This window comes from Plantactinospora sp. CNZ321, from assembly GCF_004217235.1.
In genome coordinates this window covers 3,792,104-3,804,936 of the sequence record NZ_SHKQ01000001.1, presented here as the reverse complement: position 1 = coordinate 3,804,936, position 12,833 = coordinate 3,792,104, and the positions used below count along the sequence as shown (strand labels likewise).

Sequence of the window (12,833 nt, the reverse complement as noted above, 5' to 3'; positions counted from 1 at the left end):
GATGGCGAGGCTGCTCCGGCATCTGACCGGACCACGGCCCCAGCACCGCCGGGACTGGCGCCGGCTCTGGCGGTACTGCCGCTGCGGATGGCGCTGGCGCTGCCCGGATTCGATCGAGCTGGTACCCACGCCGTACCAGCCGCCGCCCTCGGTCGAGTTGACCGAGGCGGAGCGGGCCGAGATTCGTACCCTCTCGGCCACGCCGCCGCCCGCCACCCCGGAAGTGGCACTGCCGCCGGCCATCCCGGCAGCGGCACCGGCGCCGGTCCGGGCCCGGTCGCGCAACCGACGGCCCGGCTGGGAAGCGCCCACCCGGTCACACCTGGCGAACGGCCGGGCGGGTGGCCTGACGCCTGGGCAGGAGTACCGGGCCCGGCGGGCTGCCCGGGTGTGACCGGTGATCGGCCCGCAGGAGCGCTGGCGCAAACACATTCCGACACACCCGTCGTACCGGTGCCGGAGCTGCACCGATCCCTGGCCCTGCCGGCCCGCCCGGCTGGCGCTGGCGACCGCCTACCGCGACGACCGGGTGGGCCTGATGGTGTACCTCGGCGCGCACCTCGCCCGCGCGCTGCGGGAGCTGCCTGACACGCATCCCGCACTGCTCGCCGGGCAGATCCTGCACTGGGTGCCGCGCCGCCGCTGACCGCCTCGTCACCCGACCGGCCCGCCCCGGGACGCCGCTTCCCCTTCGGCGCCCCGGGGCGGGCCTCCGCGGCACACACCGGGCCTCCGCGGCACACCCTCCCCCGAGCGACGGTGGTCCGGCGGCGGCCGGAGTGCTCCGGACGCCGCCGGACCGGCCAGCCTGGTCGGCGGGTCCTGCGGCCTGTCGCTGGGGAGGAAGCGGCCGCGTTGGCCCTGGCCCGCCGCCCGCTGGCGCGGGGAGATGGTCAGTACAGGCCGCTCGGGCGCCGGCCCCGGGTGGAGACGAACTGGTACGACAGCGAGGCGAAGGCGGGATCCTTGGCCAGTTCCCGGAACCCTTCCAACTGGTTCGGCGAGAGTCCGGTGGCGAGCAGCCGGGGTTCGAGCTGACGGGAGTTCGTCTCGTGCAGCGAGGCCCCGGTCGAGCCGCCGGGCCAACTCTGCGAGTGGGTGATGGTGTCCACCTCGGTCAGCCCGGCCAGCACCATCTCGGTGTGAACGTCCTGCGCCCAGGCCAGGTCGGCGCCCCGGTCCTGAAGAATGCCGAGGGTCGCCTCCATCACCTGCTGGAAGAGCTTCGCCGCGTCGTCGGTCGGCGCGGCGAGTACCCGCAGCCCGGCCGTGCAGTCGAACTCCTCGACGACCAGGGCGCCGCCCGGGGCAAGTGCGCCGATCAGCTCGGCGAGCACCCGCCGCCGCTCCGGCAGGTGCAGCAGGACCAGCCGGGCGTGGATGACGTCGAACGGGCCACCCTCCGGCGCACCCGTCCGGACGTCGTGCTGGCGTACCACGAGGTTTCCCCCCGGCTCCAGCCGGGACGGTTCGATGTCGGTCGCGACGACCAGTCCGGTGGGCCCGACCGCCCGGGCCATGTGCCGGGCGATCGAACCACCTCCGGCACCCAGCTCCCAACACCGCGCGCCGGGGGTCAGCACCGGGGCGAGCCGTTCCGCGGTTATCGGATCGAGGAACGACTCCAGCGCACGCATCTGCGCCTCGGCCTCCGGGGAACGGTTGTCGAACGCGTAGCTGCTCTTGACAGGGGTGGCAGTCACGAACGGTACCTCCTTCGTGATGATCCGTGACGACGAGCCGCCCACGCGTCATCGCGCGTCGGCACCGGAGAAGCATGGGGGGACCGGTACGGACACGGAGTCAGCGGTACGACGAACGTCGGGATCCGACGGTTCTCAGGGTGCGGATGAGGAAGAGGATGTGGTCGGGGCGGACGCGGGGTCCGCCGAGGAGTCGGAACCAGGAACGAGCACGTCCGGGCCTCCCGTTGGCCCGGAGCGAGCGGAGTCCGGCCCGGTCGGGGCCGTCGACTCCTGGCCGGACGGGACCGATCCGGTCCCGGCCGGCGTGGCCGTGCCCGCCACACTGAGTACCGCCTCCACCGGGGCGGGGTCGGCGCGCACGGCGGCCGTCGAGTCCGCGAAGACCAGCCGGCCGTAGTCCAGCACCGCGATCCGGTCGGCGACCTCGATCGCGTGCTGGAGCTGTTGTTCGACGAGCAGGATGCACAACCCGGCCGCGGCGAGCCGGGTCACGAGTTCCCGGACCCGGGCCGCCAGGTCCGGCGCGAGCCCCTCGCCCGGTTCGTCGAGGAGCAGCACCCGGGGCTGGGTGAGCAGCGCCCGGGCGATGGCGAGCATCTGCTGTTCCCCACCGGAGAGCTGGTTGCCCCGGTGGCCCAACCGCTCGGCCAGCCGGGGCAGCAGTTCCAGCACCCCGGCGACCGTCCAGTTCGGACCGGACCGCGCCCCGGCACGGCGGCGCAGCGAGGCGGCCAGCGTCAGGTGCTCGGCCACGGTCAGCCGGGGAAACACCCGGCGTCCCTGCGGCACCAGGCCGACCCCGGCCCGGGCCACCCGGTACGCCGGCTTGCCGGCCAGGTCCGCGCCGTCGACCGAGACGATTCCCCGGTACGGCCGCAGCAGCCCGGCGACGGCGTGCACCAGGGTGCTCTTGCCGGCACCGTTGCGGCCGACCAGCGCCTGCACCGTGCCGGCCGGCACCTCGACGTCGACGTCGTGCAGCACGGTGCCGCCGTCGTAGCCGGCGTACAGGCCCTGCACCCGCAGCATCACCGCACCGCCTCGGCGTAGGCCCGCCGGACGGCGGGCGCGTTGCGGATCTCGGCCGGCTCGCCGCTGGCGACCAGCCGGCCGTCGTGCAACACGGTGACCGTGTCGGCCAGTGCGTACACCAGATCCAGCCGGTGCTCCACCAGCAGCACCGACACGTCCCGGGGCAGCTCCGCCAGCAACTCGGCCAGCCGGTGCACCTCCACACCGGAGAGTCCGGCGGCCGGCTCGTCGAGCAGCAGCAGGCGGGGACGGCCGGCCAGCGCCATCGCGATCTCCAACTGGCGCCGCTCGCCGTGGGACAGGTGCGCCGCCGTGGTCCACGCCGTGCCGGCCAGCCCGACCCGCTCCAGCAGGGCCATCGAGGGTTCACGCAACCGCCGCCGGAACCGGCTCCGGCTGCGTACCCCCCAGAACCCGCCGGCCTGGTGCCAGCCGGCGACCACGACGTTCTCCAGCGCGGTCAGCGACGGCCACACGGCCGGCCGCTGGTGGATCCGGCCGATCCCGATCCGGGCCCGGCGGGCCGGGCCGAGCCGGGTGATGTCCCGACCGGCGAAGCGGATCCGGCCGCCGTCGACCCGGGTGGCCCCGCCGACCAGGTCGAGCAGGGTGGTCTTGCCGGCACCGTTCGGTCCGATCAGGGCGTGCCGCTCGCCGTCGGCGACCCGCAGGTCCACCCGGTCCACCGCGACCAGCGAGCCGTACCGGCGGACCACCGCCTCGGCCGTCAGCAGCGCCGTCTCCGTCTGCGAAGATGCCGTCTCTGCCGTCAGGTGTGCCGTCATCGCCGCTCCCCGCTCGACACGTGCGCGGCACCGACCGGTTCGCCCCGGGACGGGCGGCCCTGGATTCCCGTCCCGGGGCGATCCCCCGGCCCGGTCCGGCCCCGCGAACGGGACCTGACAAGGTTGGCGAGGTCGGTCGAGAAACCGGCCACGCCACGGGGGAAGAGATAGGCGGTCAGCACGAAAAGGCCGCCGAGCAGCAGCGGGGCGTACCCGGGCAGCAGGCCGGAGAGCCAGTCTCGGACCGCGACCACCAGGGCGGTACCGACGATCGCGCCACCGATCGACGCCGCCCCACCGATCACCACGCCGAGCAGCAGCAGTGCGGAGACGTCGAAGCCGAAGTCGGCCGGCGAGACGTACTGCTGCGCGGTGATCAACAGGGAACCGGCGACCCCGGCCACCGCGCCGGCACCGACGAAGGTCACCGCCAGGTAGCCGGTGACCCGGTGTCCGGAGGCGCGGGTCCGCGCCTCGTCGTCCCGGCTGGCCCGCAACAGCAGCCCGGCCGGCGTCCGCAACAACATCACCATGGCCGCTATCACCACCCCGACCACGACCAGCGTGTACAGATAGCGTGCCCGGTCGCTGGCCAGCGGATCCATGCCCCAGACGGGCCGGATCGCCGGGATTCCGGCGAGCCCGTCGGTCCCTCCGGTGACCGAACTCCACCGACTGGCGGCGGTCACCGTCAGTTCACCGATGGCCAGGGTAATCATCAGGACGACGACGCCTCGGGCGTACACCACCAGTGGGACGGTGAGCAGGGCGAACAGCGCCCCGGCCAGCGCACCGGTGAGCACCTGCACCACGCCGACCGAGGAGACGTGCATCGCGACCAGGGCACTGGTGTACGCACCGGCGGCGTACGGACCGGTCTGGCCGAGCGTGGGCAGCCCGGCGAGACCGGTCAGCAGCGCCACGCTCACCCCGACCAGCCCCAGCACCAGGGTGCGGGCGAAGAGCGAGGTGGTGTAGGCGTCCACCGACCAGGGCACCGCGACAGCGGCGGCGAGCCCGCCGGCCAGCACGGCCCGGCCCAGCCAGCGCCGGGGGGCCGGAGTCACGGCGTGCTCCCCGGGCGGAGCCGCAGGAACCGACCGGGCAGCCCACGGGCCCGGACGGCGAGCACCAGGGCCATCGCCGCGAAGAGCAGGAACGGCGCGGCCGTCGGCGCCAGCGCGACGCCGAGGCTCTGGATCTCGCCGACCGCGAGGGCGGCCAGCAGGGTGCCCTGGACCGAGCCGAGGCCGCCGAGCACCACCACGACCAGGGAGAGCAGCAGCACGGTGTCGCCGGTGGTCGGTGCCGGCCCGATGATCGGTGCCCCGAGCACCCCGGCGGCACCGGCCAGCGCGCCGGCCGCGCCGAGCACGCCGAGCCGGATCCGGGCCGGGTTCACCCCGAGACAGGCGACCATGTCGGCGTCGTCGACCGCCGCCCGGACCAGCATCCCGGCCCGGGTCCGGGCCACCGCCAGCCAGAGCAGCACCGCGATCACCGCCGCGACCCCGATGAAGACCAGCCGGTACGCCGCGTAGCGGTGCCCGGCCAGCTCCACCGAACGGTCCAGCGCGGCGGGGATGCGCACCGGGAGGCTGTCCGGACCGAACGCGGTGACCAGCAGGGCACCCCCGCCGAGCGCGACCCCGAAGGTCAGCAGCGCCTGGGTCAGATGGTCCCGCCGGGCGACCGGCGCGAGCAGGCCCGCGAGCAGGCCCCCCGCGCCGGCCGCCGCCAGCGTCCCCACGCCCAGGGCGAGCAGGAGGCTGCCCCAGCCGCCGTCCAGCACCGCCGCGGCCAGGTACGCGCCGATCGCGTACAGCAGCCCGTGCGCCAGGTTGAGGATGTTCGCCACGCCGAAGCAGAACACCAGTCCGGATGCCGCGACGAAGAGCAGCAACCCGTAGGCGACGCCGTCCAGAGCCGGGATCAGGTACGGGTCGACCGGGCCGAGCAGCCGTGCCGATTGGACCATCATCCGCCCACGGTCGCCAGGTCACCGACGACGGTGTTGGACAGCGCCCGCCCGTCCTGCCGGACCTGCCGCAGGTACCACTTCTGCACCGGCGAGTGCGTCCGCTTCGAGAACTGCCAGGTGCCGCGCGGGCTGTCGATCTGGCCGAGCCCGGCGATCGCCTTGTTGATCTCCTCCGGGGTGGGGTTGTCGCCGGCCGCGCCGATCGCCTTGTCCAGCACCGCCGCCGCGTCATAGGAGGCCATCGCGTAGGTGGTCGGCGATCCGTCGTGGTCCTCCTTCCAGGCGGCCACGAAGGAGCGGTTCTCCGCGTTGTCCAGGTCGGGCGAGTAGTTGAGTACCGAGTAGATGTTCCGGGCCGCCTCGCCCTGGGCGTTCAGCACACCGCCCTCGGTGAGGAAGCCGGCGGCGTAGAGCGGCAGGTCCTTGATCTCCGACTGGGCGTACTGCTTCACGAAGTCCACCGCCGCGGTACCGGCGTAGAAGGTGAAGACCGCCTCGGCACCGGAGGCCTTGATCTGCGCGAAGTACGGCAGGAAGTTCGTGGTCTGCGGGAACGGCGTCCAGAGTGTCTTGCCGTCCGGGTTGGCGAGCTTGCCGCCGATCTCCTTGAAGGTGTCGGTGAAGCCGCGCAGCTCGTCCCAGCCGCCCTGGTAGTTCGGGCCGATCGCGAAGACCTCGCCCTTGACGTTGTCCCGGACGTACTCGGCGATCGCCGCGCCCGGCTCGTCGGAGAGGTAGGAGGTGAACCAGGACCGGGAGACGTCCTTCAGCGCCGGACTGGCGTTCGAGCCGACGAACGGGATCTTCGCCTCGGCGAGCACCGGGGCGACTCCGGCCACCGAGCCGCCACCGACGATGCCGGTGAGCGCCTGTACCCGGTCCTGTTTGATCAGCTTGGTCGCCGCGGGTACGGCGGTCTGCGCGCCGTTGCCCTCGTCGGCGACGATCAGGTCGACCTTGTGACCGCCAAGCTTGCCGTCGTGCATCCGCAGGTAGAGCTCGAAGCCGTCGCGCATCTCCGTGCCGACCGCCTCGTAGGTGCCGGAGAGCGAGGCGAGCAGGCCGATCTTTATCGTTCCCGGCGTGCCGCCGGCGTCGTCGCCGCTGTTGCAGGCGCCGCTGGCCACGGTCAACCCGAGGGCGAGCAGCACCCCGGTCAGGGCGCGACGCCGGCTCGTACCGGTGGGGAAAGGCATAACTTCTCCAGTCGAGGGGTGAGGAAGGTTGTGGGGAGGGTGTGGTCGTGGTGGTGCCCGCCCGGCCGACGCAGGCCGCCGGTGGCGCGGTGCCGGGCCGGTGACTCTGCCCGGCGACCGGTCGCGGCCGGGTCGGTTCGGGCACGTGCCCCCGAACCGGCACCGGACGACGGGTGCGCCGGCCGGCCAGTGCGCCGGAGGCCGTCAGCGTCCCTGCGCGACCGCGGCCCGGGCCGCCGGCGTCAGTACGTCTCCAATCCGGTTCGCCAGTTCCGTCATCTCGTAGGAGACCTTGCCGACGTCGCAGCTGGGCGCCGCGAGGACGAGCAGCGAGGCACCGTCGTTGAACGCCATCGAGAACATGAAGCCACCCTCCAGCTGGGTGACGTTGGAGATCACCGCGCCCGCCTCGAAGAACCCCGCGGCACCCCGGAGCAGGCTGACCAGGCCGCTGCCGGTGGCCGCGAGCTGGTCGGCCCGGTCCGGTGGCAGGTTCCGGGTGGACGCCACCATCAGGCCGTCGCTGGAGATGGCGATCGCATGGCTGACCTCCGGGGCCCGCTCGACGAAACTGTCCAGCATCCAGCCGAGATCTCGTTGGTTCACGTAGCACTCCCTGTCGCGTCGCTTGTCGCCGAGGCGTTCACCAGCTTGGGACGGCGGGCGGCCACGCCCCGGGCGTAGGCGGCCATCGCGTTGGCCACCTCGGCCGGGTCGCGGTGCTCCGAGACCGGCTGCTGTTCGGGTGGCGGGGCGACGCCGCCCGGCACCAGGTGCCGCTGCGGCTGACGGATCGGAAGCCCCGACGGGGTGGTCGCGGAGATGTCCGGGTTGACCAGCCCGGTAGCCGCTCGCCACCCCTCGTCACCCCGGGTCTGCCAGCCCGTGGCGGTGTAGCCGCCGTTGGCTCCGTCGGCCCCGTTGGCGGCACCGGCCGACGGCGTACCGGCCGGCTCGGGAGCGCCCCCCGCCGGGCTGCCCGCGCCGTTGCCCGTGGGTGTCCCGACCGGGGTGCCCGACCGGTCGGTGCGGAACCAGTTGTTGACCTGCTCGAAGATGACGAGTTCCTGGGTCGGATCGTCGCCCCGGCCGCTCCGCTGGGCCGGCGGTCGGAACACCGATCCGGCCGCCGGTAGCGCCCGGTCCGAGGCTTGCCGCCGAGCCGGGCCGTTCGGGGTGGCCGTCGCGGCGGCCGGTTCGGCGGTGCCGCGTACCCGGCTCTCCGGCATCGTCGACAGCCGGCCGGGCGCCAGCACCTGGGTCTCCGGCGGGACGGGGCGGATCAGCGTCGCCGGCAGCGAGATCTCGGCGATGGTGCCGAGCCTGGGACCGGGCCGTAGTTCGACGGCGACCCCGAGCCGGCCGGCGAGTTGGCCGACCACGACCAGACCCATCGCCCGGACCGCCGCCACGTCGGTGGCCGGTGGCCTGGCCAGCAGGTCGTTGAGTTGTGCCAGCCGTTGCAGCGAGAGCCCCACACCCTCGTCGCTGACCTGCACGATGACCCGGTCGCCGAGACTGCGTGCGGTCACCCAGGCCTCGGTCTCCGGCGGCGAGTAGCTGGTCGCGTTGTCCATCAGCTCGGCGAGCAGGTGCACCACCTCGTCGACCTTGTCGGCCGCCACCGCCACGTCCGGGTCGACGACGCCGATCCGGACCCGGGTGTAGTGCTCGATCTGCGACAGCGCCGCCTGGACGACCTTCTGCATCGGTACGTCCTCGTGGCGTACCCGTCCGACGCCCACCCCGCCGAGCACGAGGAGGCTCGCGTTGATCCGTCCCATCCGGGTGGCGAGGCTGTCCAGGGTGTAGAGCTGCTGTAGCCGCTCCGGGTCGGTCTCGTCCTGCTCGACCTTGTCCACCTGGGCCAGTACCGCGTCCACCAGGCGCTGCTCGCGGCGGCTGAGGTGGACGAAGATGTCGGCGGTGTTGGCCCGCATCACCGCCTGCTCGGCGGCGGTCCGGACGGCGGCCTGGTGCACGGCGGTGAACGCCTGCCCCACCTCTCCGATCTCGTCGTCGCTGGTCGCCTCCAGGGTGGACGCGGACGCGCGGGCGAGGGCCTCCGGATGGATGCCGGCGCTGTCGAGGCTGCGCAGTTCGGCGACCATCGCCGGCAGTTCGGTGTAGGCCACGGAGTGCGCCGCGTCCCGCAGCCGCCGCAGTCGTCGGGTGATCTGCCGGGCGACCGCCCAGGTGACCAGTACGGTCAGCAGCAGCGCGACCGCCATCGCGGCGCCCTCGACAACGGCCCGCCAGCGCTGCTCCACCCGGGCCGCGTCCACCCTGGCCAGCACGGCGGCATCGACCCGCTGCTGCACCTCGAACAGCCGCGCGGCCCAGCCCTGGGTGGCACCGATCCAGGCGTTGGTTCCCACCTCCAGCGGGGCGCCGATCTCGGCCCGGGAGACCTGGTCCTGGAGGCGTTGCAGGGTGAGCGCCTCCTTGCCGCTGCCTGCCTGTTCCCACCACACCTGCCACTGCCCGGGGGCGAGGCCGAGGAAGGCCTGGCTGGCTTCGGTGAAGCCGGTCCGGGCGGCGGTGATGTCCTGCTGCATCGCCGGGGCGAGTTGGCCGGCGGCGATGGCCCGCAGTACCGCGACCTGTTGCTGGCCGAGCGCCTCCGCGGTCTTGGACAGCGCGGCGGCGGCCCGGATCCCGTCCGCGACCTCGGCCGAGGCGACGCCCTGGGCGATCGACTCCCGGTACGCGAGCAGGTCGGCGATGATGATCCGATAGCTGAACGTGGTGGCCGAGACGGCGGCGTGCGCGGCGGTCCGCACCTGGGTGCGCAGCGGCGCCAAACCGGCCAGGGTGTTGTCGATCCGGGACAGTACGCTGGCCGGTCCGGCGTCCACCCCGGGAGCGAGCGCACGTTGCCGCTGGTAGCGCGCGACGATCTCGTCGGTGGCGGCGGACTGCCGAGCATAGGTGTCCTGCTGGCGGTCGGTGGCGCCGGTCAACAGGTCGGCCGCGGCCGCCCGTTCCCGCTGGAGCTGGTAGGCCAGCCGGCCGGCTTCGGCGCCCAGTTGGGTCAGTACGCCGAGGTCGCTGGCCTGCCCGGCCCGCCGGACGCTGTCCGCCAGGGCGAGTCCGGCGAACCCGACGACCGCCACCAGCGGCGCGGCCACGATGATGCGCATCCGGGAGGCGATCTTCCAGCCGCGTCGGCGTACGGGCTGGGGTCGGGCCGCGTGGGATCGGGTGGTCGAGGCCAAGACTGACTCCCACGGCTCGTCATCGAGGAGATTTGCATCTTGCAGTTAGCAAGTCCCATTGCGCCGGACCGGCGGGGCGGACAACAGGGTTAACGGTGGTACAAACAGCTCGTACCACTATCTGTACCCACCGCCGAACAGGGAGTTACTTCCGCAGGCAGCGATATCCGGGAGGCCGATCGACACCCTCCGCCGACCGACCTCACTGCTGTTTCACGACTCAGTCTGGGTGCGCGGGGCTCAGCGCCGGCGACGCAGGGCGCCGACCCGGTCTCGCCGGTGGGACTCGACATAGGGCCGACGGACCTCGCCGGCCGGCCGACGCGCGCCGGCCGCCGGCTGCCGGGGCTCCTCCACCGAGGGGGGCGGCTCCAGGTCGCCGTCGCGGACCGTCGGATCGTCCGCGGGACCCGCGTCGTCCTCGTGCCACCGGTGCAGCTGCGTCGCGAGCCGGTGCGCCTCCTCGGTGAGCCGGTGCGCCTCCGCCGGGCGCCGGTCGGACTCCGCCGGGAAGTGGACCCGCAGCATCTGGTCGATCAGGTCCCGCAGTTCGTCGATCGCCTCCACCACGGACTGTCGCTCCCCGAGGGTGGCCGGCTGCTGGTCGGCATCGGGGCCGGTCGGGGCCGCACGTCCGGCCGCGGCGCCGCGTGGCCCGCGCCGCCCGTCCGCGGCGATCTGCTCGACCGCCACCTGTGGCCAGAGCGCGGCGAGCAGGCCCCCGGTCCCGAGTACGTCGTCACAGCGCACGGCGAGCTCCTGGCTGCCGTAGCGGCGACCCGCCTCCACCGCCGCCACAGTTTCCCGACTGAACCGCACACGGTCGGCGAGAGCGCGCTGGGTCAGCCCCTTACGGGTACGCCAGCGACGCAGTTCGCGCTGGAACTGTCGGGTGGCCATCGATTCTGCGGTACCTGACGACGCAGCGTCCATTTGCTCACCTTCGTTGGTCAGCGATCCGATTCTCGCACCAGATCATGAGACGCACTGAAAAGATCATGACCCGGCATTTGCCGGGGCCAATTCTCACCTGGGGAGCGACGGGTGTGAAGGCTTACGCGCCCCTCGTCGTTGACGGTGAGTGAAAAACCTCGCACGCCGATCTACTTGACGGTAGCCAAATGATCTACAAAGGAGACGGACGCCGCCGGTTGCCCGGATTCATCCCATCCGCCGCGAGCGACGAATGGCGACACTCCGCAATCATCGGTCGGAGATCGAAGGCCCCCGAGCGTCCGCCTACACGACGACCGCCATCGATGCTTGGCCGTTCACTGACAGAACGTGATCCCCGACCCTCCAGTGCCGCCGCCCCGGTCGTTCGGACACCGACATCCCCGATCCCGCGATCATCGCCGAACAACAGCGGCGCCGTTGCCGGGATGGGCGGCGAATCTGCCGGTCCGCCCGGGATCGGCTAGGCGGCCCGGGCGCCGAGCGGGTCGGGTGGATCTTCCCGCCGTTCCCTCGGCGCACTGCCGATATCGATGACGGCGGGCAGCGCCTGATGCGCACGGAACGCGACATTCGGTTTGTAGGCACTTACGTGACCGGGGACCAGGCGCAAGCCGGGAATTGCCTCCGCGAGCCGCACGAGCGCGATCCGGGCCTCCAGGCGGGCGAGTGCGGCACCGATGCAGAAATGCGGACCGTAACCGAAGGAGAGATGCTCCCTGACGTCGTCCCGGTCCGGATCGAACCGATCCGGACCGGTGAACGTCGCCGGGTCGCGGTTGGCGGCTCCGATGAGGAGCAGGCACCGTTGCCCGGCCGGGATGGTGACGCCGCCGACGGTGACCGGCCGCAGGGTCACCCGCAGCCAACCGTCGATGGCCGGGCCGAACCGCAGCGCCTCCTCCAGGAAGGCCTGGACACTGCCCGGGTCGTCGGCGATCCGCTCCCACCGACCCGGTGTGGACAGCGCCTGTTCCAGGCCGTGCGCGAGAAGTCCGGCGGTGGTCTCGTGACCGGCGACGAGGAGGTTGAACGCCATGCTGGCGACCTCGGCGACGGTGAGGACCCCGTCGTCGCCGTCGCGGTAGCGCAGGGCCCGGGAGACGAAGTCGTCGCCGTCGAGGTCACCGGCGGCCCGCTGGTCGACCAGGTCCTGGCAGTAGTGCCAGAAGTCGAGCAGCCCCTGGGCCAGGCGTACCTGCTCGGCGGGGTCGGGCCGGCCCCAGACCAGGGCGATCTGCCCGTCGGCCCACTGCCGGATCCGCGCGGTGTCCCGATCGGGTACGCCGAGGATGTCCAGCACCACCAGCAGTGGCAGCAGGGCGGTGAACTCGCCGATCAGGTCGACGACCTCGCCCCGGCGGGCGACGATGGCGTCGACGAGTTCGTCGACCCGGCGCCGCACGAGCGGCCCGTACTGGGCGGCGACCCGGGGGGCGGTGTTGGCGAAGGTGGCCCGCAACGCCCGCCGGGTGCGGGTGTGCACCGGGGAGTCCGCCGCGGCCGTGGTCGGCGGAGCGTCGAGCCGCATCACGATCGCGAGGGCCTCGGGACACATCTCGTACACCGGCGCCAATGTGAGCGCGTTACCGAAACTGTCCGCGTCGCCGAACGCCTGCCGGACGTGCTCGTGCCGAGTGATCAACCACATGCCCAGATCCTCGGCGTAGTGCACGCTCTCGGGACGGTCCAGCAGATCCCGCCACACCCTGGCCGGGTCGGTCAGATAGTAACCAGCGAACGGGCTGAGTTCCATGGCCGCCTCCTGGCCCATGATCGGGCGCTGTCGCAGGGGTTTCGATGACAGGGTTCCGATGGCAATACTTCGTCCACCGGAATGGGTTGCCCCGCAACTTCCAACGACATCTGGGAACCTCACGATGCGCTGTGGCAGACGGTAAGTCAAGGCATTGGTTTGTGCCATTGTATTGACGCTCGGTCGACGCGCCGGTGGCGCCGGG

At 72.7% G+C, this 12,833-nt stretch carries 12 protein-coding genes; 2 read left to right on the top strand and 10 right to left on the bottom strand.

The genetic code is table 11. The features are described from left to right. Nucleotide 1 precedes the first annotated feature (1 nt). Together EV371_RS16640 and EV371_RS16635 are read left to right on the top strand one after the other, a co-directional pair. The gene (locus EV371_RS16640; RefSeq protein WP_130462848.1) at nucleotides 2–394 is read left to right on the top strand and encodes a hypothetical protein; all 393 of its coding nucleotides are present in this window, start codon (nucleotides 2–4) and stop codon (nucleotides 392–394) included. Between the two features lie 3 nt (nucleotides 395–397). Continuing rightward, complete coding sequence (locus EV371_RS16635) at nucleotides 398–646, top strand: flavin reductase (protein WP_130462847.1); 249 nt, start codon at nucleotides 398–400, stop codon at nucleotides 644–646. A 247-nt stretch (nucleotides 647–893) separates the two neighbouring features. Here EV371_RS16635 and EV371_RS16630 read toward each other — a convergent pair whose 3' ends face one another. The 10 genes from EV371_RS16630 to EV371_RS16590 form a co-directional block, all read right to left on the bottom strand. Then, nucleotides 894–1,703: a methyltransferase domain-containing protein gene (locus tag EV371_RS16630; protein ID WP_130462846.1), complete on the bottom strand. Its 810-nt coding sequence runs from the start codon at nucleotides 1,701–1,703 to the stop codon at nucleotides 894–896. Between the two features lie 135 nt (nucleotides 1,704–1,838). After that, nucleotides 1,839–2,735: a branched-chain amino acid ABC transporter ATP-binding protein gene (locus tag EV371_RS34350; protein ID WP_130462845.1), complete on the bottom strand. Its 897-nt coding sequence runs from the start codon at nucleotides 2,733–2,735 to the stop codon at nucleotides 1,839–1,841. Next, entirely contained in the window at nucleotides 2,735–3,523 is a 789-nt protein-coding gene (locus EV371_RS34345) for an ABC transporter ATP-binding protein (RefSeq protein WP_130462844.1), read from the bottom strand. Before EV371_RS34345 ends, EV371_RS34350 begins: the two co-directional genes overlap by 1 nt. Continuing rightward, nucleotides 3,520–4,590: a branched-chain amino acid ABC transporter permease gene (locus EV371_RS33840; protein WP_207230517.1), complete on the bottom strand. Its 1,071-nt coding sequence runs from the start codon at nucleotides 4,588–4,590 to the stop codon at nucleotides 3,520–3,522. The genes EV371_RS34345 and EV371_RS33840 overlap by 4 nt, the downstream gene beginning before the upstream one ends. Beyond that, entirely contained in the window at nucleotides 4,587–5,504 is a 918-nt protein-coding gene (locus EV371_RS33835; protein WP_349337474.1) for a branched-chain amino acid ABC transporter permease, read from the bottom strand. Before EV371_RS33835 ends, EV371_RS33840 begins: the two co-directional genes overlap by 4 nt. Next, nucleotides 5,501–6,700 (bottom strand): ABC transporter substrate-binding protein, encoded by a 1,200-nt coding sequence (locus EV371_RS16610; protein ID WP_130462843.1) that lies wholly within the window; start codon nucleotides 6,698–6,700, stop codon nucleotides 5,501–5,503. Before EV371_RS16610 ends, EV371_RS33835 begins: the two co-directional genes overlap by 4 nt. A gap of 204 nt (nucleotides 6,701–6,904) precedes the next feature. Next, entirely contained in the window at nucleotides 6,905–7,282 is a 378-nt protein-coding gene (locus EV371_RS16605) for a roadblock/LC7 domain-containing protein (protein WP_130465975.1), read from the bottom strand. Nucleotides 7,283–7,302: 20 nt separating this feature from the next. Beyond that, nucleotides 7,303–9,843 (bottom strand): nitrate- and nitrite sensing domain-containing protein, encoded by a 2,541-nt coding sequence (locus EV371_RS16600; RefSeq protein WP_130462842.1) that lies wholly within the window; start codon nucleotides 9,841–9,843, stop codon nucleotides 7,303–7,305. A gap of 315 nt (nucleotides 9,844–10,158) precedes the next feature. Continuing rightward, nucleotides 10,159–10,818, bottom strand: a complete 660-nt coding sequence (locus EV371_RS16595; protein ID WP_165436717.1) for a helix-turn-helix domain-containing protein — start codon at nucleotides 10,816–10,818, stop codon at nucleotides 10,159–10,161. A gap of 517 nt (nucleotides 10,819–11,335) precedes the next feature. Further along, nucleotides 11,336–12,628, bottom strand: coding sequence for a cytochrome P450 (locus EV371_RS16590; RefSeq protein WP_130462840.1), 1,293 nt, complete (start codon nucleotides 12,626–12,628; stop codon nucleotides 11,336–11,338). Nucleotides 12,629–12,833: the final 205 nt, after the last annotated feature.